The following is a 25,718-nucleotide window of genomic DNA, read 5'->3' on the forward strand; positions in this document are numbered from 1 at the left end:
GGTGGCGCGGCCGAAGCCCCGCCACCGCCGGGTCGTGACGGACGGATCCGTGACGGACGGATCCGTGACGGACGGATCGCGGGGGCCGGTTCGGCCTCGTGGTCGCGGCTGGGGCACGTCGCCTCTCCTTGTTCCGGTCTCGCGGCGCGAACGGACGGACGGGGCCGCTCCGTTACGGGCGCGCTCAGCGGGGATACGGTTGAGCACGGGCGACTGTTCACCGGATCGGCGCCGGTCCGCGCGTATCGCGGGCGCCCGGCGGAAGTGCGGCGGAGTTTAACCTTCCAGATGGTACAGTTACAGAATGCGACCGAGTTCGAGAAACCTCATCCTGGACGCGGCGATCCGCGTGACGGAGCGCGAGGGCATCACCGGCCTGACCCTGGAATCGGCGGCCGAGGAGGCCGGGGTGACCAAGGGCGGCCTGATGTACCACTTCCGCACCCGGGACGAGCTGCTGCTGGCGATCCAGCGCCATCTGACGGCGGCGTGGGAGGAGACGCTCTCCGCGGAGCTCGGCAAACCACGCGACGAGGCGACGGTACGGGAGACGATCGAGGCGTACGCCCGGGTCGGGGCACAGGGCGGCGCGAGCAAGGCGGATCTGGCGTTCATGATCGAGTCCGCCACGCAGCCGGAGCTCGCCACGGTGTGGGAGGAGATGATGGCGCGCTGGAGCCCGCTGCCCCGGTCGACCGATCCGGGTGAGATCGACCTGTTCCTGGCCCGACTGGCCGCCGACGGGTGGTGGTTGTTCCGGGCCACCAGCGGGGTCGATCTGCCCGCGCCGATCGAGAAGGCGCTGCAGGAGCGGCTGCTGGCCCTGACCGCGCCCGGGACGAGCGACACCGGTACCGGTACCGGCACCGCCGGCGACTGAAGCAGCGGGCCGTCCGCGTCGCCCGCCGGATCCGGGCCCGCCGGATCCACCGGGCCCGCGTCGCCACCTGGGAGACGCCGGGGGCCGGCCCGTCGGACGCCGCCCGGGAGCCGCCGCCCGTACCGTGTTCGGCGGGTCCAGGGGCTGTCGTTCCCGCCGTCGCAGGCGTCATGCTGGCCTGGGTACCGCCTCCACCGCCGCCACCGCCCGCCGCCCCATCTCGTACCGCCCCCGTACCACTTCCGCACCGCCCCCGTACCACTCCCGAAACCGCGTCTGACACACACCCGGAGTCCGTGGCGTGACACTCTGTCTGCTCCTGCTCATCACGGTCGGCCTCGCCGCGACCGTATTCGCACCCCGCGCCCTGCTCCGGGCCGGGTGGCCGGAGCGAGAGCCGGTCACCGCGCTGTGGGTGTGGCAGTGCCTGGTCGGCACCGTTCTGCTGAGCTGCCTGTCCGCGCTCCTCCTCGGGGCCGCGGCGCTCCTGGAGACCGTCCGCGCCCGCCTCTTCGCCCCGGCCCCGCCCGCGGTCGTCGACGCGTACGACCTCACGTCCGTACCGCCCTGGACGGCCCTGCTCACCCTGCTGCTGGCCTGCGGCGCCGCGTGGACCGGCGCCATGCTCGTACGGGAGCTGGTCAACGACCGGCGCCGCCGTCGGGTGCGCCGCGCCCACCTGAGGGAGCGCGCCCCCGATCTGCCCGCCGGCCTCGCCGTCCCCGACGGGCCGCTGCTGGTCCTGGAGGACGAGTACCCCGACGCCTGGCTGATGGCCGGCGCCACACCCCAGCTCGTCATCACCACGGGTGCGCTGCGGCGCCTCACCGACCGTCAGCTCGACGCGGTGCTCACCCACGAACTCGGTCACGCGCGGGCCCACCACGACTGGCTGCTGCACCTGTCGGGCGCGCTGGCGGCCGGCTTCCCCCGCGTTCCGCTCTTCGCCCACTTCGCCGACCAGACCCACCGTCTCGTCGAACTCGCCGCCGACGACACCGCCTCCCGGCGCTGCGGCCACCTCACCACCGCGCTCGCCCTCATCGAGCTCAACCAGCATCGTGGCGTGCTCAGTTGTGACAGTCCGCGCCGCCTCCTCCACGCCCGTGTGGAGCGCCTTCTCGACCCGCCGCCCCGGCTCGGGGCGACCCAGCGGGCCGCCACCGCGACGTTCGCCGCCCTCACCCCGCTGATCCCGCTGCTGATCACCCTGGCCCCCGGCCTGACCGCGTAGGGGCCGGGCACGACGGGCCCCCGGCCCGTGCAGGGGGTCGGTGGCGGTCGCGCGTGCCGCAAGTCTTGACGTGCATCCGACAACGGTGCATTGATGTGCCCAGGCCCCCGACAGGAAACGCCGACCACTCCGGCCGCGAGTGGGAGCGCTCCCACAACTGATCGCGGGCCCCTGTCCTCTCGCTCCGCATACACGAGAAGGGACCTTGGATATGCGGAATACGCGGAACAGCACAGCTTTACGGGCGCTCCTGTCCGCTCTCGCCCTCACCGCCGCCCTGCTCACCGCGGTGGTCGCGCACCCGGGCGCCACCGCCGCCGCGGCGGCCGACCCCGTACGGATCATGCCGCTCGGCGACTCGATCACCGGATCGCCCGGCTGCTGGCGGTCCGTGCTCTGGAACCGCCTGCAGGACTCCGGCTACACCTCGATCGACTTCGTCGGCACCCTCGGCCCGCAGGGGTGCGGGCAGCCGCACGACGGGGACAACGAGGGCCACGGCGGTTTCCTCGCGACCAATGTGGCCGCGCAGAACCAGCTTCCCGGCTGGCTGGACGCGACCCACCCGGACATCGTTGTCATGCACTTCGGCACCAACGACGTATGGAGCAACATCACGCCCGACCGGATCCTGGCCGCCTTCGACACGCTCGTCGGCCAGATGCGCGCCAACAATCCCGACATGAAGATTCTCGTCGCCCAGCTCATCCCGATGAACCCGAGCAGCTGCGCCGAGTGCGCCCAGCGCGTGGTGGATCTCAACAGCCGTATCCCCGCCTGGGCCGCCGGGCGGACCACCGCCCGCTCGCCGGTGATCGCCGTGGACCAGTGGACCGGCTTCAGCACGGCCGCCGACACCTACGACGGGGTGCATCCGAACAGCGCCGGTGACAACAAGATCGCGGCCCGCTGGTATCCGGCGCTGGCCTCGCTGCTGACACCCGGTTCCCCGGATCCGACGCCCACGCCGACCCCGACCGGTCCGGGCGGCGCCGGGTGCGGTGCGTCGGTCAGGACCGTCTCCACGTGGCAGGGCGGCTACCAGGCGGAGGTGACGGTGACGAACAACGGGGCCTCCGCGCTGCGCGGTTGGTCCGTCGGGCTGACGCTGCCGGACGGTGAGGCGATCACCCAGGTGTGGAACGGGGCGCTGACCACGACCACTGGTGGCGCGACGGTCGGCCATGTGTCCTGGAACGGCGCGCTCGCCTCCGGCGCCTCCACCGCCTTCGGCTTCATCGCCACCCGGCCAGGGACCGCCACCCCGGCCGCGCGGGTCACGGGCTGCACGGCGGCCGGCTGATTCCGGCGCCCGGCCCGTCACCGCGGCGCACGTCCGGCTGATCCGGCCGGGCCGATACGGCCGCGCCGTACGGCCGGTGCCTCCGCACATCCGGCCGTACGTAGGCCGGTACTTCCCACACGTCCGGCCGTACGGCGCGGCCGCGTACCCCCCGTACCGTCCACCTATCCGGGAGACCCCCATGAGACCGCGACCCCCCACCGGAACGTCCCGGGCCACACTCCTCGGCCTGCTCCTCTCCGTCCTCTCGCTCCTCGCCCTCGGCCTGGCCGCCTCGCCCGCGCAGTCGGCGGTCCGCGCCACCGGTCTGCACATCAGCGGCGGACGGCTGCTGGAGGGCAACGGCAACGACTTCGTCATGCGTGGTGTCAACCACGCCCACACCTGGTACCCGAGCCGTACCACGTCGGCGCTCAGGGACATCAAGGCGCTGGGCGCCAACACCGTCCGGGTGGTGCTCAGCACCGGCGACCAGTGGACCAGGAACGACGCCACCGACGTCGCGAACGTCATCGCGCAGTGCAAGCAGAACAAGCTGATCTGTGTGCTGGAGGCACATGACACCACCGGTTACGGCGAACAGAGCGCGGCGGTCTCCCTCTCCCGCGCCGCCGACTACTGGATCAGTGTGCAGAGCGCACTGACCGGCCAGGAGAACTACGTCGTCGTCAACATCGGCAACGAGCCCTACGGCAACACCAATTACGCGGGGTGGACAGCCGACACCAAGGCGGCGATCCAGCGGCTGCGGAACGCCGGTTTCGACCACACCCTGATGGTCGACGGGCCCAACTGGGGCCAGGACTGGGCCTTCACCATGCGGGACAACGCGGCGTCCGTCTTCGCCGCCGACCCCGACCGCAACACCATGTTCTCGATCCACATGTACGGCGTCTTCGACACGGCGGCCAAGGTCTCTTCGTATCTGAACAGCTTCGTCAGCGCCGGACTCCCCATCCTCGTCGGCGAGTTCGGCCAGCTGCACTCGGACGGCGACCCGGACGAGGACGCCATCATGTCCACCACCCAGTCCCTCGGGCTCGGCTATCTCGGCTGGTCGTGGAGTGGCAACAGCGGTGGTGTGGAGTATCTCGACATGGCGACCGGCTTCGACCCGAACGCGCTGAGCGCGTGGGGACAGCGCATCTTCCGGGGCGCCAACGGGATCGCCGCCACCGCCAAGCAGGCGACCGTCTACGGTGGTTCGTCCGGCGGGGACACCACGGCGCCCACCACTCCCGGGACGCCGGCCGCCTCGAACGTGACCGCCACCTCGGTCACCCTGTCCTGGGCCGCGTCCACCGACGCGGTGGGGGTGACCGCGTACGACGTGGTGCGTGTCGGCGGCTCGGCCGAGACGGCCGCGGCGACCTCCGCCACTCCCTCGGTGACCGTCACGGGGCTCTCCGCCGCGACGGCGTACGACTTCGCCGTCTACGCGCGGGACGCGGCGGGCAACCGGTCGGCGCGGTCGGCGACCGTACGGGTGACCACCGCGCCGGGCGGCGGGACGGCGGCTTCCTGCGCGGTCGCCTACACGGTCAGCGGCCAGTGGAGCGGTGGTTTCCAGGGGGAGATCGTGATCCGTAACACCGGAAGCTCCACCATCGACGGCTGGACGCTCGGCTGGGCCTTCCCGAACGGGCAGCGGATCACCAATCTGTGGGGCGGTACGGCGACGCAGAGCGGGTCGTCGGTCGGTGTCGCCGCCGCCTCGTACACGGCGGTGATCGCGCCGAACTCCTCGGTCGCCGTGGGGTTCACGGCCTCATGGACGGGGAGCAACGGGAAGCCCACCGCCTTCACGTTGAACGGGGCTCCCTGCACTCTGAGTTGACGGGGCCGCAGGGAGTGCGCGGCGGCCCGCCGCCTCGACCAGCAGCCAGCCGACGGCCGTCATGGCCACGGCGACCGGAGCGGTGACCGGGACCGCGACCAGCACCGCGGAGTGCCCCTCCAGCAGCCCGGCGAAACCGACGGCCGACAGCCCGAGCACCCCGAACAGGGTGAGTGTGACACCGAGGGCCGCGCCCGGGCCGCCCCACCGGGCGGTCCGGCCGGACCCGGCGGCGGCAGCGGGAACGCCCGCCGGGACCGGTGGGCGTTCCGCGGCGCGGAAGACGGCGACCAGCAGCGCGGTGAGCGCGGCCGCCGCGGCCAGCCGGACCGGGACCTGGGCCCACCAGGTCCCGGTTCCCGGGGCGGGGAAGGGCGCGCCCAGCCCGAGGGCGAGCGCGTACACCCCGAGCATCGCGGTGAGATGCCAGAGGAAGGCGGTCATGGCGATGCCGTTGGCGGCGACGACACCGCGCCACACGCGGGGGCGGGCCAGCAGCCGGGCGGCGGGGGCGCGGAGCAGTTCCACGGCGCCGACCAGCCAGAGGCCGTGGCAGAGGAGCGCGAAGGTGGGTGGGGCCATGTTGCTGATCTTCTCGCCCGGCATGCCCACCATGGAGAGCGGATACGGTCCGAGGGCGACCAGCGCGGTGGCGGCGGCCAGCCCGGACACGGCCAGCGCGGCCGGGAGCCGGGGCGTACGCAGCCGGCCGTCCGCGCGGAGGAAGCCGAGCTGGTGGACGGCGAGCCAGACGAACGCGAAGTTCAGGAACGGGACGTAGGGCACCCCGAGGGCGAAGCGCAGCAGGTCGACGGTGGCCGCGGCGGCGGTGAGCGCGCCGAACGCGGCCCAGCCGTACCGCTCGTGGAGCTTCAGCAGCGGCGGGGTGAGCGCCACCATCGCCAGGTAGATCCCGATGAACCAGAGCGGCTGGGCGACGAGCCGTGCCGCGATGTTCGCCAACTGGCTCTCGGGAGCGATGAGTTGCAGGGCGAGCGCAACCGCACCCCAGACCGTGACGAAGAGCATGACCGGCCGCAGCAGCCGGCGCAGCCGGACCCGCAGGAAGGCCGCGTACACGCCCCGGCCGTCGAGCCGGCGGTGCAGTGAGCGGTAGGACAGGGCGTGCGAGAAGCCGCCCACGAAGAAGAAGACGGGCATGATCTGGAGCAGCCAGGTCAGGATCTGCAGCGAGGGTACGACCGCCAGCAGGTTGCCGGCCTCCGCGCGGCCGTCCGCGTCGACGGTCACGGCCGCCATCAGCCAGTGGCCGAGCACGACGGTGCCCAGCGAGGCCACGCGCAGCAGGTCGATGTACCGGTCCCGTCCCGCGGGGGTCGCGGCGGCGAGAACCCGTGGGTCGGCAGACCTCGCGTCGCGGGCCCGGGGGCCGGGTACGCGTGTGTTCGGCTTCATGGTGTCAGCCTGGCGGCCGGGAGGCCGGACGGCCACGCGCCGGGTACTCAACTCCGGTGCCGGGTCGCTGAGTACGCGTACTCAGTGGCCGTGGCGGCAGGAGGCGGAGACGGAGCCAGGGACAGGGACGGAGACAGGGACGGAGACAGAGCCGCGGGGGGGGGGGGCGGGGGTCCTCCGCGCGCCCGCCCACCGCGCGAGCGCCTCGAAGTCCTGCCGGGTCAGCCCGATGCCGGGGTCGACGCGCAGCAGCAGGGCGGGGGCGAGGTGCTCCCGCTCCACCCACTCCCGGTCGTACGGCGTGATCTCGTCGTCGACCCAGGCGAACGGCCGCCCGGCCGCGTACTCCAGGACGTACCGCGTCTTCCAGAAGGTCCCGCGCGGGGTCGTCCCGTGTGTTTCGGGCCAGCTGATGTACGGCAGCTCCGGCAGCCCGAGGTGCGGCCCGATCCACTCGTTGGCGTCGCCCTCCCAGGTCGTGGCCCAGACCAGCTCGTAACGGTCGGCGAGCGCCAGCAGCTCCGTGCCGTGCTCCGGGTTGAGCAGCACGGTCAGCGGCTGCGGGTACGGCCAGGCCGAGGGGCGCATCACATGCCCGGTGTAGCCGTGCGGCGGCCGCGGTTCCGACAGGGCGACGTACGGATTGAGCGGACCGTCGACATCGATCAGCAGCAGTGGCTTCATCCACTCCACCTCTCCGGCTCTCTGGTAGATCATCGTATTGAATGAGACGTCGATGTCTCATTCGGGTTATGGTTGCCTCATGACGACCGACCGGGACCAGGTGCTGCGCACCGCCGCGGCCCTGCTCACCCGCAGACCGACCGCGACCATGGACGAGGTCGCGCGCGCCGCCGGTATCGGCCGGGCCACCCTCCACCGGCACTTCGCCGGGCGGGACGCGCTGATCAAGGCGCTGGAGGCGCGCGGTCTCCAGGAGCTGGAGGCGGCCCTGGACGGGGCCGGGCTCGGCGAGGGCCCCGCGGACGAGGCGCTGCGCCGGCTCGTCGCCCGGGTCGAACCCGTCGCCGGGCTCCTCGCCTTCCTCGTCACCGAGAACCAGCTCTTCGAGGGCGAGGTCAACGAGGGCTGGGACCGGATCGACGCCCGGTTCTCCGCGCTCTTCCGGCGCGGCCAGGAACAGGGCCACTTCCGGATCGACCTCAGCCCCGCCTGGCTGACCGAGGCGCTGTACGGACTCATCGGCGCCGGCGCCTGGGCGATCCACGACGGCAGGGTCGCCGCCAAGGACTTCCAGTACATGATCGTCGAGTTGCTGCTCGGCGGAGCACGACGGAGCGTGGACACATGACCAGCACCCACCCGGCGGTGACGGACGCCGAGTTCCGGCCCCGTCCCGGGCGCTGGATCGCGCTCGCCGTCCTGGTCCTCGCGGTGCTGCTGGTGGCCGTCGACGCCACCGTGCTCGGCCTCGCCACCCCCTTCCTCAGTGAGGACCTCAAACCCTCCGGCACACAGCTCCTGTGGATCGGCGACATCTACTCCTTCGTCATCGCGGGCCTGCTGGTCTCGATGGGCAGCCTCGGTGACCGCATCGGCCGCAAGAAGCTGCTGCTGACGGGCGCGGTCGCCTTCGGCGGTGTCTCCGTGCTGAACGCCTACGCGTCCACCCCGGAGATGATGATCGTGGCGCGGGCGCTGCTGGGGGTCGCGGGCGCGACCCTGATGCCGGCCACGCTCGCCCTGATCCGGAATCTCTTCCACGATCCCCGCGAGCGCAGTCTCGCCATCGGTATCTGGGGCGCGATGGCGTCGGCGGGCGCGGCGGTCGGCCCGGTCGTCGGCGGCTTCCTGCTGGAGCACTTCTGGTGGGGCTCGGTCTTCCTGATCAACCTGCCCGTGATGGCGGTGCTCGTCCTCGTCGGCATCCGTACGCTTCCCGAGTCGAAGAACCCGGCCCCGGGCCCGTGGGACCTGCTCAGCGTGGCGCTCTCGCTCGTCGGCATCGTCGGTGTGGTGTACGCGATCAAGGAGGCCGCCGCGCACGGGGCGGCCTGGGAGGTCGCGGTGGTCGGGGTGGCCGGCGTGGCCGCGCTCTACTGGTTCGTACGCCGCCAGCTCACCCTGCCCGCCCCGCTGCTGGACGTGCGCCTCTTCCACCACCGGGGGTTCTCCGGTGCCGTACTGGCCGATCTGCTGACGATCCTCGGCCTGTCCGGGCTGGTCTTCTTCCTCTCACAGTTCCTGCAACTGGTCCAGGGGCGCGGCCCGCTGGAGGCCGGCGTCGCCGAACTGCCCGCGGCGATCGGCGCGGTGGTGACCGGGCTGCTCGCGGGCCGCGCCGCGCGCCGGTTCTCCGTACGGGCGGTGGTGGCCGGCGGACTCGCGGCGATCGGGGTCCCGCTCGCCGTGATGACCGGGCTGAGCGCGTCCACCGGCTACCCGGTGCTGGGCGCGGTGCTGCTGCTCGTCGGGGCGGGCGCGGGCTTCTCGTTCACCGTCACCGCGGACGTGATCCTCTCCAGCGTCCCCAAGGAACAGGCGGGCTCGGCCTCCGCGGTCTCCGAGACGGCGTACGAACTGGGCGCGGCGCTCGGCATCGCGCTGCTCGGCTCCGTCGTCACCGGCGTCTACCGGGACTTCGCCACGCCGCCCGGCATCCCCGAGGCGACGGCCGTGCAGGCCCACCAGTCGCTGGGCGGCGCGGTGGACGCGGCGGCCACCCTGCCGGGCCCCGCGGGCGCGGAACTGCTCACCGCCGCCCAGGGCGCCTTCGTCGACGGCCTGCGCGTGGCGTCGGGCCTCGGCGCGGCGGTCCTGCTGGCGACGGCGGTGGCCGCCTGGTTCCTGCTGCGGGGCCAGAAGCTGGACGGCGGCGTAGCGCACTGAGGGCGGCTGCCGACGCCGTGCGTGGCTCCGGGGAAGGCCGGCGCGCTTACGCGGCCTTGGCCTTCGTGGCGTACATGTCCACGTACTCCTGGCCGGACAGCTCCATGACCTCGGTCATCACCGAGTCCGTCACCGCGCGCAGCACATAGCGGTCCCGGTCCATGCCCTCGTACCGGGAGAACTCCATCGGCTCCCCGAAGCGCACCGTCACCTTGCCGAAGCGCGGCATGCCGGAACCGCTCGGCTGGAGCTTGTCCGTGCCGATCATCGCGAACGGGACCACCGGCGCGCCGGTCATCAGCGTCAGCCGCGCGATGCCCGTACGCCCCCGGTACAGGCGGCCGTCGGGGGAGCGGGTGCCCTCCGGGTAGATGCCGAAGAGCTGGCCCTGCTCCAGCACCCGGCGGCCCGTCATCAGTGCCGCGACACCGCCCCGGCCGCCGTCCCGGTCCACCGGGATCATGCCGACGCCGGTGAAGAACCAGGCCATCAGCCGGCCCTTGAGCCCCTTGCCCGTGACGTACTCGTCCTTGCCGATGAAGAAGACCTGACGGTCGCAGACCAGCGGCAGGACCATCGAGTCGATGAAGGTGAGGTGGTTCCCGGCGAGGATGACGGGGCCGCTCCGCGGGATGTTCTCGGCGCCCTCCACCCTCGTACGGAACATCAGGCGCATGACCGGCCCGAGCACTGCCTTGATGAGGGCGAAGCGGGACAACGGGTCCTCCGGTGTCGTGGTGCGGTTGTTGGACGGCCGAGTAAATCCGTGCAGGTGAGTACGGTACTCGTGGCCCGGGGGCAGCGCACATCGGGTTCACGGAGTGGATACGCACTGTTGATCTGTGTTCCCACCACGTTCGCGCGATGGTCTCCCGTACGGAGGGGACGTCCGCCTACGCTCACCTCGATTCTCAGGCACGGGACCTCACATCGAAGGAGCGTTCATGACACAGGGTGCGCGGAACACGCCCGGGCGGCGGACCGTACTGGGCGCGGCGGTGCTCGGCTCGGCGGCCGTGGCGCTGCCCACCGCGGCGGTCGCCGCCGAGCGGGGACGGGGCGGCAACGGGCATGCGGAGCCGGCCCTCCCCGTGCCCACGGTCATCGGCCACCGGGGGGCCAGCGGCTACCGCCCCGAGCACACCCTCGGCTCGTACCAGCACGCCCTCGACCTCGGCGCGCACGTGATCGAGCAGGACCTGGTGCCCACCAAGGACGGCCATCTGGTGTGCCGTCACGAGAACGACATCACGGCCACCACCGATGTCGCGGACCACCCGGAGTTCGCCGACCGCAAGGCCACCAAGTCCATTGACGGGGTCAGCCTCACCGGCTGGTTCACCGAGGACTTCACCCTCGCCGAGCTGAAGACCCTGCGCGCCAAGGAGCGCATCCCGGGCGTGCGGCAGCACAACACGCTCTACGACGGCCGCTGGACGGTCCCCACCTTCGAGGAGGTGCTCCGCTGGGCCGACGAGCAGGGCCGCCGCCTCGGCCGCACCGTCTGGCTCTACACCGAGACCAAGCACCCCACCTACTTCCGCTCCATCGGCCTCGGCCTGGAGGAGCCCTTCGCGAAGCTGCTCCGGAAGTACCGCCGCGACCGCGCCGACTCCGCGATCTTCCTCCAGTCCTTCGAGCCGAGCAGCATGCGGCGGATGGCGAAGCTGGTCGACTCGCCGCGCGTCGTCCTGCTCGACGCGGCGGGCAGCCGCCCCTGGGACTTCACGGTGGCGGGCGACCCGCGGACGGTCGCCGATCTGGTGAAGCCCGAGGGGCTGAAGTGGATCGCGTCCTTCGCGCAGGGCATCGGCCCGACGCTCGACCTCGTCATCCCGAAGGACGCCGCGGGCAGGCTCGGGAAGCCCACCACGCTCGTACGGGACGCCCACGCCAAGGGGCTGGTCCTGCACCCGTACACGCTCCGCAACGAGAACGCCTTCCTGCCCGCCGACTTCCGGCGCGGCACGGACCCGAACGCGTACGGCGACGCCTTCGGCGCCCTGCGGGCCTACTTCGAGCAGGGCATCGACGGGATCTTCACCGACAACCCGGACACCGGTCTGCTCGCGCGGGCGGACTTCGTCAGCCGCTGAGCCGGCTTCCCCCGGTCGGGTGACTGCCCGGCCGGGGGGCAACCTTCCGCCACCGCCCGGACGTCCCGCCGGACATGACGCCAGCCCGTGCCACCCGGCCCCTCCGCGCACCCCGCCCGCCCCAGCCCGAGGCACACCGCCCGCCGGAACCCGGGCGCGCGCCGGGCTCCCCGGCGGCACCGCGCGACCCGGCGCCCGCGCCCGCGCCGGGGATCCTCGTCCGCGCGCTGCTGCCCCTGGTCCGGGCCGAGGCCGCCGCGGAGGCGCCGGCGGCCGGCGTCGAGGCCGGGGACCTCGAACAGGGTGCCTGGGTACGGCTGCTGGAGCGGCCGGTCCGCGCCGGGGCGCCCGGCGACCCGGCGCGCTGGGTGCGCGACGTCGTACGGGCGGAGGCGCGCCGCGCCCGGCGCACCGCCGCCAGGGAACGTACGTACCGCCACGAACCCCCCGCCGACCTCGAATCGGACCCCGAGCGGATCGTGCTGCGCACCGACCGGAACAGGGCGGTGCGCGCGGCGGTCGGTCGCACGCCCGGCCGCTGCCCGAGCGTGCTGACGGCGATGCTGTCCGCCAAGGACCTCACCTACCGGGAGATGGCCGGTGAGTTGGGTATGTCACAGGGCAGTTTGGGGCCCTTGCGGTCGAGATGCCTGGGATGCCTGCGCAGAATGCTGGCGGCGGAGGTTGCGGCTCCTGAACGCGGGGGAAAGGAGCGGTAGACACCGGCGGACCAAGTGAGCGGGAGGTATGCACACATGGGCATGAGCGTGACCATCTCAGCGGCGCGTGCGCAGGACGCGGAACAGATCCTGAAACTCCAGTACCTGTGCTACCAGAACGAGGCCGAGCTGTACGGCGACTACACCATCGAGCCGCTGACCCAGACGCTCGACGACCTCCGGGCCGAACTCGACAGCGGGCACGCCCTGGTGGCCCGCCTCGGCGACGAGGTGGTGGCCTCCGTGCGCGGCAGCGTCGACGAGACGGGCACCGCGCGGATCGCCAAACTCATCGTCCATCCGCGGCTGCGCAGGCACGGTCTCGGCGGACGGCTGCTTGACGCCATAGAGGTCCACTTCACGGCGGAGCCGGCCGCGCGGCGCTTCCAGCTCTTCACCGGCCACCGCAGCGAGGGCAATCTGCGGCTCTACCGCAGCCGTGGGTACGCGCCGGTGGCGACGGAGCAGGTCGGTCCCCGGCTGCGGCTCGTCACGCTGGAGAAGACGCCCGCCGACCGCGTGTACCTGGCCAGCGCCTGACGTGAGGGCGGAATCCTCCCCGTCCGCCGCGCACCGGCGGAGGCCGACCGGGGATTCCGCTTCTCGAACGTGTCCCGGTCGTCCCGGGCTCACGCGCGCGCCACGCCCCGCTTCCGCAGCCACAGGATGCCCGTGACCGGCAGCAGCACCGGGATGAAGAGATAGCCCCTGCCGTAGTCCGACCAGACGGTGGAGTCCGGGAAGGCGGACGGGTCCGCCAGCGCCCATGTCCCCACGGTCAGGACCCCGGCCAGTTCCACGGCGCAGCACACCAGGGCCGCCCGGCGCGCCGCCTCACCGCCGCGCACCAGGGTGTACGTGATGAACGCGTAGACGGCGGCCGCGACGGCGGAGAGCGAGTAGGCCAGCGGCGCGTGGTCGAACTCGGTGGCGATCTGATAGGCCGAGCGCGAGACGGCGCCCACGGACATCACCCCGTACAGCCAGACCAGCAGCAGCCCGGGTCCCTTGACCAGGGGGGCCGGCCGGGCGGGCGCGCCGCCCGGCGCCCCGGACGTCTCCGGTACCTCGGTGCTCATCGGGTCAGCCTCCCCAGATGTCGTGGAGCCGTACTTCCAGCACGGCCAGGACGACGGCCCCCGCGGAGACCGTCACCGAACCCCAGCGGGTCCGCTCGCCCAACGACAGGAAGCCCGCCGCGGGCACTGCCAGCAGGGCGCCCAGCAGGTACGAGACGAAGATGACCGAGCCCTCGTCGGCCTGCTCGCCGCGCGCGAGCCGCACGACCCCGACCACGAACTGGACCAGCGCCAGCAGGGTCACCACGGCCATGCCGATGAAGTGCCAGTCCTTGGTGGGCTGGTCGCGATAGGCGGCGTGACCGCACCAGGCGGCGAGGACGAGCGCGGCCACGGAGACCGTGACCGTCAGGGCGACAAGCATGGAGCTGAGAGTATTACGGCGTAATAGGCCCTCGGCGGGCGCCCCCGGCCGCCTCCGGCCGCCCGCGTTCGGGCCGCGTTCCGCCCGCGCGCGGCGAGCGGCGGGTGACCGTGGCCTTGACCACAGCCAACGCCGGTCCGCGACCGCCCCCGAAGGGCGCGCGGATCCGGCCACCGCAGCGGTCCGCTCCGTATCCGCGCAGGTCACGGCCGTGGCAGCGGCTGCGACCCGGGCCGGCCGAGGCGGCCGGACCGCTGTCGCCGCGCCTCCGGGCCCGTCCGTATGGTGCGACGTTTTGTTCCGCTATTCGGACACTCGCCCGGTGGGCGATCTGATGTCTGTTTTACTTGCCGCATGACCACGACGAGCTACCGCGCCCCCGCGACCGAGGCGATCACGACGCCCGGTGCTCGTTGTCTGTGTCGAATGTGCTCCTTCTGAGGGCCCCTGCCTGAGCCTCGCGCCCCCGAAGCGAGCCTGCCCCCCATACACACGCCCGCGCCCGGTCGGGCCTGTCCCGCACGCGCCGCGCCCCGGTCACCCGCCGCGCCGGCGTGCGCGCGGCCACGACGAATGCCCCGTGCCCGGCCCATCCCGCCGCGCACTCGACAGTGACGGAACCCCCCTGTGATCACTACTACGGGCCTGACCAAGGTCTACCGGTCCGCGCAGTCGCGCGGCCGTGAGGTCACCGCGCTCGACGGCGTCGACCTGCATGTCCGCGAGGGCGAGGTCTTCGGCGTCGTGGGCCGCAGCGGCGCCGGTAAATCCTCGCTGATCCGCTGCGTCAACCTCCTCGAACGCCCCACCGCCGGGACGGTCACCGTCGACGGTCAGGACCTCACCGCGCTCGCCGGCCGGGGCCGCCGGGCCGGGAAGGAGCTGCGCCGCGCGCGCAGCTCGATCGGCATGGTCTTCCAGCACTTCAACCTGCTGTCCTCCCGCACCGTCAAGGACAACATCGAACTCCCGCTGGAGATCCTCGGCGTCACCGGCGAGGAGCGCTCCCGCCGCGCCCTGGAACTCCTCGACCTCGTCGGACTCGCCGACAAGGCCAAGGCGTACCCCGCCCAGCTCTCCGGCGGCCAGAAGCAGCGCGTCGGCATCGCCCGCGCGCTCGCCGGCCGCCCGAAGGTGCTCCTCTCCGACGAGGCGACCAGCGCCCTCGACCCGGAGACCACCCGCTCCATCCTCCAGCTGCTGCGCGACCTCAACCAGCAGCTCGGCCTGACCGTCCTGCTCATCACCCACGAGATGGAGGTCGTGAAGACGATCTGCGACTCGGCGGCACTGATGAGCCGGGGCCGGATCGTCGAGTCCGGCACCGTCGGCGAACTCCTCGCCACCCCCGGCTCCCAGCTCGCCCAGGAGCTCTTCCCGGTCGGCGGGACGTCCTCGGGCCCCGGCCGTACGGTCATCGACGTCACCTTCCACGGCGAGGCGGCCACCCAGCCGGTGATCTCCCAGCTCGCCCGCACCTACAACATCGACATATCGATCCTGGGTGCCGCGATGGACACCGTCGGCGGACGCCAGATCGGCCGGATGCGCATCGAACTCCCCGGCGCGTACGAGGAGAACGTTGTCCCGATCGGCTTCCTGCGCGAACAGGGCCTCCAGGCGGAGGTCGTCGACGCCGACGAGACCGCCGCGCCCGTGACCGTCCCGGCCCAGGCCCCCGCGCCCGTGAAGGAAGATGCCAAGTGACCTGGTCGGAAATGCAGCCCCTGCTGACCCAGGGAACCATCGACACCCTCTACATGGTGCTGTGGTCCGCGCTCGTCACCGTCGCGGGCGGACTGCCCCTCGGCATCCTGCTGGTCCTCACCGACCAGGGCGGACTCCTTCAGAACACCCTGGTCAACAAGGTCGTCGGGGTGATCGTGAACATCGGCCGCTCGCTGCCGTTCATGATCCTGCTGATCGCGCTGATCCCCTTCACCACCCTGGTCGTCGGCACCTTCATCGGCCCCACCGCGATGATCGTGCCACTGGCGATCGGCGCCATCCCCTTCTTCGCGCGCCTCGTCGAGACGGCGGTCCGCGAGGTCGACCACGGGCTGGTCGAGGCCGTCCAGGCGATGGGCGGCTCGATCCCCACCATCGTCCGCAAGGTCCTGCTCCCGCAGGCCCTGCCCTCCCTGGTCTCCGCCGTCACCACCACCCTCATCGTGCTCATCGGCTACTCGGCGATGGCGGGCGCGGTGGGCGGTGAGGGGCTCGGCTCCAAGGCCGTCACCTACGGCTTCCAGCGCTTCGAGAACGGCTTCATGATCGCCACGGTCGTGGTGCTGATCGCGCTCGTCACCGTGATCCAGCTCCTCGGCGACGGCGCCGTACGCCTGCTGGCCCGCCGCGGCCGTACCGCCTCCTGACCTCCTCCCCAACCGCCCGCACTCCTTGTCCGGGCCACGTCACCCGCATCACCGGAAAGAGGCACTCTTCGTGCGTACCACCCTCAAGATCACCGCGACCGCCGCCGTCACCACGGCCCTCGCCCTCGGCCTCAGCGCCTGCGGCACCTCCTCCGACCCGGGCGCCGGCTCCACCGCCTCCGCCGACACCTCCAAGCCCCTCGTCGTCGCCGCGTCCCCGACACCGCACGCCGACATCCTGAACTTCGTCAAGAAGAACCTGGCGGAGAAGGCGGGCCTCAAGCTGGAGGTCAAGGAGTTCACGGACTACGTCCTGCCGAACACCGCCACCCAGAGCGGCGAGGTCGGCGCCAACTTCTTCCAGCACAAGCCCTACCTCGACGACTTCAACAAGAAGAAGGGCACCGACATCGTGCCCGTCGTCAACGTCGAGCTGGAGCCCCTCGGCCTCTACTCCAAGAAGGTCAAGGCGCTGACGGACCTCAAGGCCGGCCAGACCGTCGCCATCCCCAACGACACCACCAACGAGGGCCGCGCGCTCAAGCTGCTCGCCGACAACGGTGTGATCACACTGAAGGACGGCGTCGGCACCGACGCCAACCTCTCCTCCATCAAGGACGCGAAGGGCCTCACGTTCAAGGAACTGGAGGCCGCCACACTGCCCCGCGCCCTGAACGACGTGGACGCCGCCGTCATCAACGGCAACTACGCCATCGAGGCCAAGCTCAAGCCCGCCCAGGACGCCCTCGCCCTGGAGAAGGCCGACGGCAACCCGTACGCCAACTTCCTCGCCGTCAAGCGCGGCAACGAGAAGGACCCGCGCGTCGTGAAGCTCGCGCAGCTCCTCAACTCCGACGAGGTCAAGAAGTACATCGACGACACCTACGACGGCTCGGTCATCCCCTCCTTCGGCGCGGCCAAGTAGGCACACCGGTAGCGTTCCCGCCCGCGCGCGCCCCGCACACACCGATCGTGTGCGGGGCACACGCATCCGTACGGACCCGGCCATGCGCATCCCGCCAGGATGCTGCATGCTGTGCATTTACGACGGACTGAGGCATGGAGCTCGCATGACTACCACCTTTCCGGACGTCTCCATCAGCACGGAGCGGTTGGTGCTGCGCCCCTATGAACTCGCGGACATCCCGGCGCACATCGACATGATGAACGACGAGATGGTCACGGCCTGGACCTCCGTGCCCCATCCCTACACCCACAAGGACGCCGAGGTGTGGGTCCGAAGAATCGCCCCCAACGAACGCCGCACCGGACGCGGGATCGCCTTCGCCGTCCACGAGTTCCTGACCCAGCGGCTCGTCGGCGTCGTACGCCTGCGGAACACCAACTGGCACGCCCTCGCCACCGAGGCGTCGTACGTGACCGCCCCCTGGGCCCGCGGCGAGGGCTACGCCACCGAGGCGATGCAGGCGGTCGCCCAATGGCTCTTCCGCGACCAGAAGTTCGAACGCATCGAAGTACGCACCGCCGCCGACAACACCGCCGCCCAGCAGGTCGCGCAGAAGATCGGCTGCATCAGCGAGGGCGTCCTGCGCAACGCCTGGATAGCGCGCTCGCAGACCGAGGACGGCGGCTGGACCCGGATCCGCACCGACCTCATCGTCTGGAGCCTGCTCCCCGAGGACCTCGAAGGCATCGACGAACAACTGGCCGACGCCCGCGGCTACGCCTCCTTCCCCGACTGGCGCTGACCCCCGCACCGCCGCACTCCGACCCGCACCCTTCGCCTCCGACCGAGCCAGGTACTCTCACCGTGCCCGGCCCCAGGGGGGCCGTACGCAGCGCAGCCCCCACGCCCTCGCCCCACCCGCGACAACCTTCGGGAGACTGACGACGATGGCCGACCGCGTCACGGTGATCGGCTGGGACGGCTCGCCCCTCACCGCCGCCGCCAGGTCCGCGCTCTCGGCCGCCACGCTGGTGGCCGGGGCCGCCCACCATCTCGCGCTCCCCGAGGTGCCGGCCCGCGCCGAACGCATCCGGCTCGGCTCCATCGACCTGGCGGCCCGCAGGATCGTCGGCCACCGCGGCACCGCCGTCGTCCTCGCCGACGGCGACCCCGGTTTCTTCGGCGTCGTCCGCACCCTGCGCGCCCCCGCGCACGGCCTGGAGGTCGAGGTCGTCCCCGCGGTCTCCTCGGTGGCCGCCGCCTTCTCCCGGGCCGGCATGGCCTGGGACGACGCCCAGATCGTCGTCGCCCACCGCCGCACCCTGCGCCGCGCCGTCAACGTCGTCCGCGCCCACACCAAGGTCGCCGTCCTCACCTCCCCGGGCGCGGGACCCGCCGAACTCGCCCTGCTCCTCGACGGCGTCCACCGCACCTTCGTCATCTGCGAGGAACTGGGCACCGAGCGCGAACAGGTCACCGTCCTCACCTCCGACAAGGCCGCCGACCACGTCTGGCGCGACCCCAACGTCGTCATCGTCATCGGAGGCGTCGGCACCGCACCCGCCCCGTCCGGCGGCTGGATCGCCGGCCGCGACCCCGGCTACCCGCCGGAGCGCCGCGGCTGGGCGCTGCCCGGCGCGGAGTACGGCATCAACCTCGACGAGGGCGAGTCCACCTGGCTGCGCGCCGCCCAGCTCGCCCGGATCGGCGCCCGCACCGGCGATCTGATCTGGGACATCGGCTCCGGCAGCGGAGCCCTCGCCGCCGAGGCGGCCCGCTTCGGCGCGGCCGTGATCGCCGTCGACGAGGAACCCGGCGCCTGCGCCAGCACGGCCGCCGCCGCCCGCCGCGCGGGCGTCCAGCTCCAGGTCGTCCAGGGCCGCGCGCCCCATGTGCTGGAACGGCTCCCCGAACCCGATGTCGTACGGATCGGGGGCGGCGGCGTCGATGTCGTCATCGCCTGCGCCGACCGGCGGCCCGAGCGGATCGTCACCCACGCCGCCACGAGGGACGAGGCCGAAGCGGTCGGAACGGCCTTGGCCGGAGGGGGATATGAGGTGGAGTGCGCCCTTCTCCAGTCCGTCGAACTCGACACGGGAGGGTGGACCGAGCGCGAGCGCTCCGTCGTCTTCCTGGTCTCGGGACGGCGTCGAGGACTCCCCTCATGACCCTGCCGCGACCCTTCGCGAGGTAGGCTGGCCGATCGTTGTACTGCTGCCGGGCGTTCGTCGCTTCGTTCGTCAATGTCCGGAAAAGGGGCCCGTTTTGGGCCCTGATGTGATACAGCGGAGAACCGGGGGGACGCGCGACGTGGCGCAGTCCACAGCGGGCCGTGGCGTATCCCCGCCACGGCTGGGCAAGCCCGCGGGAAGCCGTGAGAATACGGGCGGACCGAGGGTCGATTCGTGCCGCGCGGCGCCCACGCTCGTTGTTCCTGACGGGCGCCGGACACACGCCGCGGATCGGGCGCCCCGGTGGAAGGGCCGAAGGAGCGGAAACAAATGGGCGAGGGGTACGCATGACTGACACCGGCCAGGTCCCGGGCGAGGGACTGCCGGAGAACGCAGGCATGGTGAAGCAGCCGGGCGTACCGGCTCCTGGCACGTACACCTACCTGACCCCCTCCGGGCCCGCCACCGAGGACGAAGACCTGCTGCTGATGCCGAGTTCACAGGGCGGCTGGAGCGACCCCCAGGTCGTCCCGGCGGACCCGCACGCCGCCTACGCCGTGCCCGAGGGGTACGCCGTCGACAGCTACGCGACGGCGCCCCAGCAGGCGTACGGGGTCCCCGAGGGCTACCCGGCCCCCGAGGCGTACGCCGCCCCCGCGCCCGAGGCGTACACACCCCCCGAGGCGTACGCACCCGACCCGTACGCCGCCCAGCAGGAGTACGCGGCCGCCGCGCCGGCGCCCGTCCCGCAGCAAGTGCCCCTCATAGAACAGCCGGCGCCGATGACGGAGCCGGTGTCACAGGCCCAGGTCCCGCCGCAGGCACCTGAGGCGTACGAAGTCCCCGCGGAGCAGGCCGTCCCCGCGGCGCCCGAGCCCGCCCCCGGACAGCCCGAACCGGCGGCGCCCGAGCCCCCGGCCGCGGTGGAAGCGCCCGCGCCGGAGGCCGCCGCGGCGCCGGAGCAGCCGGCCCCCGAGCCCGCCGCCACGCAGCCGGAGGAGCCCGCGGCCGAGCAGCCGCCGGCGCCGCACCAGCCGGGCGCCCACGAGACCGGTGGCCGGGATTCCGGCTCGGTCGACCTGAACGGCGTACGTGTCCCGCCGCCCGCCGCGGCCCCGGCGACCGCTTCGGCCCCGCCGCGCCGCCCGCTGCACATGGGTCCGCCGGTCCCCGACCCGACGGGCGGCGTGGTCCGCTCCCTCGCCGACCGCGGCCCGGCCGGCGCCCCGACCCAGGCCGTCCGGGTACGCCCCCGCCCCCAGACGCCGCCCGTGGCCCCCGAACCTCCCGAACCGCAGACGCCCCCCGCCGCCGAGACGGCCGCCCCTGAGCCCGCGCCCCAGGAACCCCGCCCCGAGCCCCCCGCGGAGACGGCCGCCCCCGAGCAGCCCGCGCCCCAGGAACCCCAGCCGGAGCCCGCGCCCGAACCGGTCGCGGTGACGGAGACCCCGGAAGCCCAGCACCCCCCCGCGCCCGAGCCGGTGGCGGCCGAGGAACCCCCGGCCCCGGAGCCGGAACCCGAACCGCAGGCCGCGCCCGACCCGGTGGCCGCCGCCCCCGAACCGGAACCCGCCCCCGAGCCGGTGGCCGAAACACCGGAGCCCCAGCCCGAACCGCAGCCGGCCCCCGAGCCGCTGGCGGAGCCGACCCCCGAGCCGGTGGCCGAGCAGACCCCTGAGCCCGAGCCCACCCCGGCCCCGGCCGCAGAGCCGGAGCCCGCACCGGAGCCCGAGCCGGTCGCGACAGCGGCCCCCGAGCCCGCCCCGGAGCCCGCGCCGCAACCCGAGCCCGCCCCGGAGCCCACCACGGCGGCGGCCCCCGAGCCGGAGCCCGTACCCGTCGCCGAGCCCGACCCGCAGCCCGTCCCGGCAGCGGCGGAAACGGCAGCTCCCGCCCCGGAGCCCGCCCCGACCCCGGACCGGACACCTGCCGCGGACCAGACACCGTCCCCGGCGCCGGACGAGGCCCAGGACCAGGCCCCGCTCCCCGCCGAAGACGAGACAGCAGCCGACGACCAGCCGGCAGCCCAGGACCAGCCGACAGCCAAGGACCAGCCGGCGGCCCAGGTCCAGACAGCAGCCCAGGTCCAGACAGCAACCCAGGTCCAGACAGCAGCCGACGACCAGCCGACTGCCCAGGACCAGCCGACTGCCCAGGAGCAGCAGGCTCCGCTCCCCGCCCCGGAGCCCGAGCCGCAGGAGGGCACGCCGGCCGCGTCCGGCTACGACGACGCCGAGCGCGACGCCGTGCTCCGTGTGATGCGCGAGCGCCGCGACATCCGCAACGGCTTCCGTTCCGATCCCATCCCGCACGAGGTGCTGCTCCGCGTCCTGGAAGCCGCACACACCGCGCCCAGCGTGGGCCACTCCCAGCCCTGGGACTTCGTCGTCATCCGCTCCGCAGAGACCCGGCGGTCCATGCTCGAACTGGCGCAGCGTCAGCGCGACGCCTACGCCAAGTCGCTGCCGAAGGGCCGGGCCAAGCAGTTCAAGGAACTGAAGATCGAGGCCATCCTCGACACCCCGGTGAACATCGTCGTCACCGCGGACCCGACCCGCGGCGGCCGCCACACCCTGGGCCGCCACACCCAGCCGCAGATGGCCCCGTACTCCTCCGCGCTCGCCGTGGAGAACCTCTGGCTCGCCGCCCGCGCCGAGGGCCTGGGCGTCGGCTGGGTCAGCTTCTTCGACGAGCGTGAGATGGTTCGCGCGCTGGGCCTGCCGGAGCATCTTGAGGTCGTGGCGTACCTGTGCGTCGGGTACGTCGACGAATTCCCCGAGGAGCCCGAACTGATGCAGGCGGGCTGGTCCAAGCGCCGCCCCCTGTCATGGGTCGTCCACGAGGAGACGTACGGTCGCCGCGCCCTGCCCGGCGAGGAGCCGCACGACCTGCTCCAGGAGACCATCACCGCGATCCGTCCGCTGGACGCCAAGGCGCTGGGGGAGGCGTGGGAGCGCCAGAAGCGGATGACGAAGCCGGCCGGCGCGCTCGGCATGCTGGAGATCATCTCCGCGCAGCTCAGCGGACTTTCCCGGCTCTGCCCGCCGCCGATCCCCGAGCCGGCCGCCGTCGCGATCTTCGCGGGCGACCACGGGGTGCACGCGCAGGGGGTCACCCCCTGGCCCCAGGAGGTCACCGGCCAGATGGTCGCGAACTTCCTGGCCGGGGGAGCGGTCTGCAACGCGTTCGCGACCCAGGTCGGCGCGGAGGTCTGCGTCGTGGACGTGGGCGTCGCGAGCGACCTCCCGACCAGCTCCGGCCTGCTGCCCCGCAAGGTCCGCGCCGGTACGAGCGACTTCACGACCGGCCCCGCGATGAGCCGCGAGGAGGTTTTCGCGGCGATCGAGGTGGGCATCGAAACGGCTCGCGATCTGGTGGCGGCGGGCAACAAGGCGCTGCTCACGGGCGAGATGGGTATCGCCAACACGACGGTGTCCGCCGCGCTGATCTGCGTCTACACCGGACAGGACCCGGCGGAGGTCACCGGCCGGGGCACCGGCATCAACGACGAGATGCACGCCCGAAAGGTCGATGTGGTCCGCCGCGGTCTCGACCTCCACCAGCCCGACCCGGCCGACCCGATCGGCGTCCTCGCGGCCATCGGCGGCCTGGAACACGCGGCACTGGTCGGCTTCCTCCTCGGCGGTGCGTCGATGCGTACGCCGGTGATCCTCGACGGCGTCAGCGCGGGCGCGGCGGCGCTGGTCGCCCGCGCGATCGCCCCGGAGGCCCTGGCGGCCTGCATCGCGGGCCACCGCAGCGCGGAACCGGGCCATGTGGCAGCCCTGAACAAGCTCGGCCTGCGCCCCCTGGTCGACCTGGACCTCCGCCTGGGTGAAGGCACGGGCGCGCTGCTGGCACTTCCGGTGATCCAGAGCGCGGCGCGAGCGATGCACGAGGTCGCGACGTTCGACTCGGCAGGAGTAACGGAGAAATAGGCGCGGCGCACACGGAGACGGCCCACCGGCGGGAGGGGGTCGGGGTCGGAGGAGGTGCGTGTCCGGACACCAAAGCGTGATGTGTGCCGCACAAGCGGCCCGCGCCCATGTGTTCACCCCGCACGCGGCGTCCGGGGGGCCGGGGGTGTCCCCCGGGAGAGCACAGCATGCCGTCCGGACATGTGCATCCGGAGGCCCCGGCCCCCGGCCCCCGCCCCCAGCCATGTACCCCGGCAGGGAACGGCCCCGCACCCCGGCCGAGGGAACGGCCCCCGCCGGGCCCGCACCCGAGCCGGGTGGCCCGCACCCCCGCCGGACGGCAACGCACCGGCCCCCGCCGGGAACCCCGCCCCCGCGTAAGCTGGAGCCCATCCCACCAGCACGTTCGTCATGTCCCCGCCGCCCGAGGAGCCCCCGCCCACATGGCCCAGCACGCCGACCACCCCGCGTACCCCGTCGGTCTCCGCCTCTCCGGCCGGCGCGTCGTTGTCGTCGGCGGAGGCCAGGTCGCGCAGCGCAGGCTGCCGTCGCTCATCGCCGCGGGCGCCGACATCGTGCTCGTCTCGCCCTCGGCGAAGCCGTCCGTGGAGGCCATGGCGGCGGCCGGCGAGATCCGCTGGGAGCGCCGGAAGTACGAGGAGGGCGACCTCGCCGATGCCTGGTACGCCCTCATCGCGTCGAGCGACCCGGAGGCCAACCGGACCGCCTCCGCCGAGGCCGAGCGCGGCCGGGTCTGGTGCGTACGCAGCGACGACGCGGAGGCCGCGACCGCCTGGACCCCGGCGACCGGCCGCAGCGAGGGCGTCACCGTGGCCGTGCTCACCGGGCGTGACCCGCGCCGTTCCGCCGCCGTACGCGACGCCATCGTCGAGGGGCTGCGCGAGGGCACCCTCGCCGCGCCGCACCACCGCACCCGTACCCCCGGTGTCGCCCTCGTCGGCGGCGGCCCCGGCGACCCCGACCTGATCACCGTGCGGGGCCGCAGGCTGCTCGCCGAGGCGGACGTCGTCATCGCCGACCGGCTGGGCCCGCGCGATCTGCTGGACGAACTGCCGCCGCACGTCGAGGTGATCGACGCCGCGAAGATCCCGTACGGCCGTTTCATGGCTCAGGAGGCCATCAACAGCGCGCTCATCGAGCATGCCAAGGCGGGCAAGGCCGTCGTGCGGCTCAAGGGCGGGGACCCGTTCGTCTTCGGCAGGGGTATGGAGGAGGCCCACGCGCTCGCCGCCGAGGGCATTCCGTGCACGGTCGTGCCCGGCATCTCCAGCTCGATCAGCGTGCCGGGGGCCGCCGGGATCCCCGTCACGCACCGCGGTGTCGCCCATGAGTTCACCGTCGTCAGCGGCCATGTCGCCCCGGACGACGAACGGTCGCTGGTCGACTGGTCCGCGCTCGCCCGCCTCCGCGGCACGCTCGTCCTGCTGATGGCCGTCGACAAGATCGGTTCCATCGCCCAGGCACTGGTCGAGCACGGCAAGGCCCCCGAAACCCCCGTCGCGCTGGTCCAGGAGGGCACGACCGCCGCCCAGCGGCGCGTGGACGCCACACTCGCGACGGTGGGAGAGGTCGTCCGGGCCGAAGAGGTACGGCCCCCCGCTGTCATCGTCATCGGTGACGTAGTGGCGCTGGGAGACGGCCACTGACGCACGACCCCACCCCACAACCCCCCCACCCCACCCACTCACCCCCACCCATACAGGACAGGTCAGTAGCACCCCGTGGCTGAACTCATCACCGTAGAGGACCCCGACGATCCGCGCCTGAGCGACTACACCGGGCTGACCGACGTCGAACTGCGGCGCCGGCGCGAGCCGGCCGAGGGGCTCTTCATCGCGGAGGGAGAGAAGGTCATCCGCCGGGCCGGCCAGGCCGGTTACGCGATGCGGTCGATGCTGCTCTCCGCCAAGTGGGTCGACGCCATGCGCGACGTCATCGACGCGGCGCGGGCGCCGGTGTACGTGGTCAGCCCGGAGCTCGCCGAGCGGGTCACCGGCTACCACGTGCACCGCGGCGCCCTCGCCTCCCTGGCGCGCAAGCCGCTGCCGACGGTGGCCGACGTGCTCCGTACGGCCCGCCGCGTCGCCGTCATGGAAGCGGTCAACGACCACACCAACATCGGCGCGATCTTCCGCAGCGCCGCCGCGCTCGGCATGGACGCCGTGCTGCTCTCGCCGGACTGCGCGGACCCGCTCTACCGACGCTCGGTGAAGGTGTCGATGGGGGCCGTGTTCTCCGTGCCGTACGCCCGTCTGGAGGGCTGGCCGAGGGCGCTGGACACGGTACGGGACGCGGGCTTCCGGCTGCTGGCGCTCACCCCGGACGAGCGGGCGGTCCCGATGGACGCCGCGGCTCCGCACCGGATGGAGCGGGTCGCGCTGATGCTCGGCGCCGAGGGCGACGGTCTGTCACGGCGGGCACTGGACTCCGCCGACGCCTGGGTCCGTATCCCGATGGCGCACGGCGTGGACTCGCTGAACGTGGGGGCCGCCGCGGCCGTCGCCTTCTACGCGGTCACGGCGGGCCGCCCCGAGCACTGACCCCGCCCC

The 25,718-nt window shown here is 72.9% G+C and carries 21 protein-coding genes and 1 pseudogene; 17 read left to right on the forward strand and 5 right to left on the reverse strand.

Features of this window, described 5'->3' with window-relative positions:
- Positions 1–304 precede the first annotated feature (304 nt).
- The 4 genes from ACFXKG_RS24770 (at position 305) to ACFXKG_RS24785 (ending at position 5,254) form a co-directional block, all read left to right on the forward strand.
- Positions 305–880 (forward strand): TetR/AcrR family transcriptional regulator, encoded by a 576-nt coding sequence (locus tag ACFXKG_RS24770; RefSeq protein ID WP_384843058.1) that lies wholly within the window; start codon positions 305–307, stop codon positions 878–880.
- A gap of 301 nt (positions 881–1,181) precedes the next feature.
- On the forward strand, positions 1,182–2,114 hold the full coding sequence (locus tag ACFXKG_RS24775) for a M56 family metallopeptidase (protein ID WP_384843061.1): 933 nt from the start codon (positions 1,182–1,184) through the stop codon (positions 2,112–2,114).
- Positions 2,115–2,325: 211 nt separating this feature from the next.
- Entirely contained in the window at positions 2,326–3,417 is a 1,092-nt protein-coding gene (locus ACFXKG_RS24780) for a cellulose binding domain-containing protein (RefSeq protein ID WP_384843064.1), read from the forward strand.
- A gap of 181 nt (positions 3,418–3,598) precedes the next feature.
- Positions 3,599–5,254, forward strand: coding sequence for a cellulase family glycosylhydrolase (locus tag ACFXKG_RS24785; protein WP_384843067.1), 1,656 nt, complete (start codon positions 3,599–3,601; stop codon positions 5,252–5,254).
- Here ACFXKG_RS24785 and ACFXKG_RS24790 read toward each other — a convergent pair.
- On the reverse strand, positions 5,186–6,670 hold the full coding sequence (locus ACFXKG_RS24790; RefSeq protein WP_384843069.1) for an acyltransferase: 1,485 nt from the start codon (positions 6,668–6,670) through the stop codon (positions 5,186–5,188). The two genes, ACFXKG_RS24785 and ACFXKG_RS24790, sit on opposite strands and share 69 nt — an antisense overlap.
- Before the next feature lie 180 nt (positions 6,671–6,850).
- Positions 6,851–7,354: pseudogene (locus ACFXKG_RS24795) on the reverse strand (hypothetical protein); the annotation flags it as partial.
- Positions 7,355–7,433: 79 nt separating this feature from the next.
- On the opposite strand from ACFXKG_RS24795, the gene ACFXKG_RS24800 reads away from it, so the two are divergent.
- Both ACFXKG_RS24800 and ACFXKG_RS24805 read left to right on the forward strand, forming a co-directional pair.
- Positions 7,434–7,982, forward strand: coding sequence for a TetR/AcrR family transcriptional regulator (locus ACFXKG_RS24800; protein WP_384843072.1), 549 nt, complete (start codon positions 7,434–7,436; stop codon positions 7,980–7,982).
- On the forward strand, positions 7,979–9,520 hold the full coding sequence (locus tag ACFXKG_RS24805) for an MFS transporter (protein ID WP_384843075.1): 1,542 nt from the start codon (positions 7,979–7,981) through the stop codon (positions 9,518–9,520). Before ACFXKG_RS24800 ends, ACFXKG_RS24805 begins: the two co-directional genes overlap by 4 nt.
- 46 nt (positions 9,521–9,566) lie before the next feature.
- Here the strand turns inward: ACFXKG_RS24805 and ACFXKG_RS24810 are convergent, their stop codons facing one another.
- Positions 9,567–10,196 (reverse strand): lysophospholipid acyltransferase family protein, encoded by a 630-nt coding sequence (locus ACFXKG_RS24810; protein ID WP_384843221.1) that lies wholly within the window; start codon positions 10,194–10,196, stop codon positions 9,567–9,569.
- Between the two features lie 268 nt (positions 10,197–10,464).
- Between ACFXKG_RS24810 and ACFXKG_RS24815 the strand changes: the two genes are divergently transcribed.
- The 3 genes from ACFXKG_RS24815 (at position 10,465) to ACFXKG_RS24825 (ending at position 12,875) form a co-directional block, all read left to right on the forward strand.
- Positions 10,465–11,616 (forward strand): glycerophosphodiester phosphodiesterase, encoded by a 1,152-nt coding sequence (locus ACFXKG_RS24815; protein WP_384843078.1) that lies wholly within the window; start codon positions 10,465–10,467, stop codon positions 11,614–11,616.
- Positions 11,617–11,690: 74 nt separating this feature from the next.
- Positions 11,691–12,335, forward strand: a complete 645-nt coding sequence (locus tag ACFXKG_RS24820; RefSeq protein ID WP_384843081.1) for a sigma-70 family RNA polymerase sigma factor — start codon at positions 11,691–11,693, stop codon at positions 12,333–12,335.
- 36 nt (positions 12,336–12,371) lie between these two features.
- Positions 12,372–12,875, forward strand: coding sequence for a GNAT family N-acetyltransferase (locus ACFXKG_RS24825; RefSeq protein WP_384843084.1), 504 nt, complete (start codon positions 12,372–12,374; stop codon positions 12,873–12,875).
- Positions 12,876–12,964: 89 nt separating this feature from the next.
- Here the strand turns inward: ACFXKG_RS24825 and ACFXKG_RS24830 are convergent, their stop codons facing one another.
- Both ACFXKG_RS24830 and ACFXKG_RS24835 read right to left on the reverse strand, forming a co-directional pair.
- Positions 12,965–13,414 carry a hypothetical protein gene (locus ACFXKG_RS24830; protein WP_384843087.1) on the reverse strand — a complete coding sequence of 150 codons (450 nt, stop codon included), beginning with the start codon at positions 13,412–13,414 and terminating at the stop codon, positions 12,965–12,967.
- Positions 13,415–13,418: 4 nt separating this feature from the next.
- Positions 13,419–13,778, reverse strand: a complete 360-nt coding sequence (locus ACFXKG_RS24835; RefSeq protein ID WP_384843090.1) for a hypothetical protein — start codon at positions 13,776–13,778, stop codon at positions 13,419–13,421.
- Between the two features lie 627 nt (positions 13,779–14,405).
- Here ACFXKG_RS24835 and ACFXKG_RS24840 point away from each other — a divergent pair.
- The 8 genes from ACFXKG_RS24840 to ACFXKG_RS24875 all read left to right on the forward strand — a co-directional run bounded on the left by ACFXKG_RS24840 (position 14,406) and on the right by ACFXKG_RS24875 (position 25,709).
- Positions 14,406–15,485, forward strand: coding sequence for a methionine ABC transporter ATP-binding protein (locus ACFXKG_RS24840; RefSeq protein ID WP_384843093.1), 1,080 nt, complete (start codon positions 14,406–14,408; stop codon positions 15,483–15,485).
- On the forward strand, positions 15,482–16,153 hold the full coding sequence (locus ACFXKG_RS24845; RefSeq protein ID WP_384843096.1) for a methionine ABC transporter permease: 672 nt from the start codon (positions 15,482–15,484) through the stop codon (positions 16,151–16,153). Before ACFXKG_RS24840 ends, ACFXKG_RS24845 begins: the two co-directional genes overlap by 4 nt.
- 70 nt (positions 16,154–16,223) lie before the next feature.
- Complete coding sequence (locus ACFXKG_RS24850; RefSeq protein WP_384843099.1) at positions 16,224–17,078, forward strand: MetQ/NlpA family ABC transporter substrate-binding protein; 855 nt, start codon at positions 16,224–16,226, stop codon at positions 17,076–17,078.
- Between the two features lie 106 nt (positions 17,079–17,184).
- The gene (locus ACFXKG_RS24855) at positions 17,185–17,862 is read left to right on the forward strand and encodes a GNAT family N-acetyltransferase (RefSeq protein ID WP_382887238.1); all 678 of its coding nucleotides are present in this window, start codon (positions 17,185–17,187) and stop codon (positions 17,860–17,862) included.
- 145 nt (positions 17,863–18,007) lie between these two features.
- Entirely contained in the window at positions 18,008–19,228 is a 1,221-nt protein-coding gene (cbiE, locus tag ACFXKG_RS24860; RefSeq protein ID WP_384843103.1) for a precorrin-6y C5,15-methyltransferase (decarboxylating) subunit CbiE, read from the forward strand.
- A 350-nt stretch (positions 19,229–19,578) separates the two neighbouring features.
- Entirely contained in the window at positions 19,579–23,169 is a 3,591-nt protein-coding gene (gene cobT / locus ACFXKG_RS24865) for a nicotinate-nucleotide--dimethylbenzimidazole phosphoribosyltransferase (RefSeq protein WP_384843106.1), read from the forward strand.
- A gap of 422 nt (positions 23,170–23,591) precedes the next feature.
- Positions 23,592–24,815 (forward strand): uroporphyrinogen-III C-methyltransferase, encoded by a 1,224-nt coding sequence (gene cobA / locus ACFXKG_RS24870; protein WP_384843109.1) that lies wholly within the window; start codon positions 23,592–23,594, stop codon positions 24,813–24,815.
- 75 nt (positions 24,816–24,890) lie between these two features.
- Positions 24,891–25,709, forward strand: a complete 819-nt coding sequence (locus ACFXKG_RS24875; protein ID WP_384843112.1) for a TrmH family RNA methyltransferase — start codon at positions 24,891–24,893, stop codon at positions 25,707–25,709.
- Positions 25,710–25,718: the final 9 nt, after the last annotated feature.

The sequence above is a fragment of the Streptomyces sp. NPDC059255 genome (genome assembly GCF_042752355.1).
Taxonomy (GTDB): domain Bacteria; phylum Actinomycetota; class Actinomycetes; order Streptomycetales; family Streptomycetaceae; genus Streptomyces.

Coding starts and splice junctions, on each gene's coding strand:
- cobT (WP_384843106.1), top strand. CDS start 19,579: ATGACTGACACCGGCCAGGTCCCGGGCGAGGGACTGCCGGAGAACGCA.
- ACFXKG_RS24835 (WP_384843090.1), bottom strand. CDS start 13,778: ATGCTTGTCGCCCTGACGGTCACGGTCTCCGTGGCCGCGCTCGTCCTC.
- ACFXKG_RS24800 (WP_384843072.1), top strand. CDS start 7,434: ATGACGACCGACCGGGACCAGGTGCTGCGCACCGCCGCGGCCCTGCTC.
- cbiE (WP_384843103.1), top strand. CDS start 18,008: ATGGCCGACCGCGTCACGGTGATCGGCTGGGACGGCTCGCCCCTCACC.
- cobA (WP_384843109.1), top strand. CDS start 23,592: ATGGCCCAGCACGCCGACCACCCCGCGTACCCCGTCGGTCTCCGCCTC.
- ACFXKG_RS24810 (WP_384843221.1), bottom strand. CDS start 10,196: ATGCGCCTGATGTTCCGTACGAGGGTGGAGGGCGCCGAGAACATCCCG.
- ACFXKG_RS24830 (WP_384843087.1), bottom strand. CDS start 13,414: ATGAGCACCGAGGTACCGGAGACGTCCGGGGCGCCGGGCGGCGCGCCC.
- ACFXKG_RS24820 (WP_384843081.1), top strand. CDS start 11,691: ATGACGCCAGCCCGTGCCACCCGGCCCCTCCGCGCACCCCGCCCGCCC.
- ACFXKG_RS24805 (WP_384843075.1), top strand. CDS start 7,979: ATGACCAGCACCCACCCGGCGGTGACGGACGCCGAGTTCCGGCCCCGT.
- ACFXKG_RS24855 (WP_382887238.1), top strand. CDS start 17,185: ATGCTGTGCATTTACGACGGACTGAGGCATGGAGCTCGCATGACTACC.
- ACFXKG_RS24815 (WP_384843078.1), top strand. CDS start 10,465: ATGACACAGGGTGCGCGGAACACGCCCGGGCGGCGGACCGTACTGGGC.
- ACFXKG_RS24825 (WP_384843084.1), top strand. CDS start 12,372: ATGGGCATGAGCGTGACCATCTCAGCGGCGCGTGCGCAGGACGCGGAA.
- ACFXKG_RS24770 (WP_384843058.1), top strand. CDS start 305: ATGCGACCGAGTTCGAGAAACCTCATCCTGGACGCGGCGATCCGCGTG.
- ACFXKG_RS24790 (WP_384843069.1), bottom strand. CDS start 6,670: ATGAAGCCGAACACACGCGTACCCGGCCCCCGGGCCCGCGACGCGAGG.
- ACFXKG_RS24785 (WP_384843067.1), top strand. CDS start 3,599: ATGAGACCGCGACCCCCCACCGGAACGTCCCGGGCCACACTCCTCGGC.
- ACFXKG_RS24780 (WP_384843064.1), top strand. CDS start 2,326: ATGCGGAATACGCGGAACAGCACAGCTTTACGGGCGCTCCTGTCCGCT.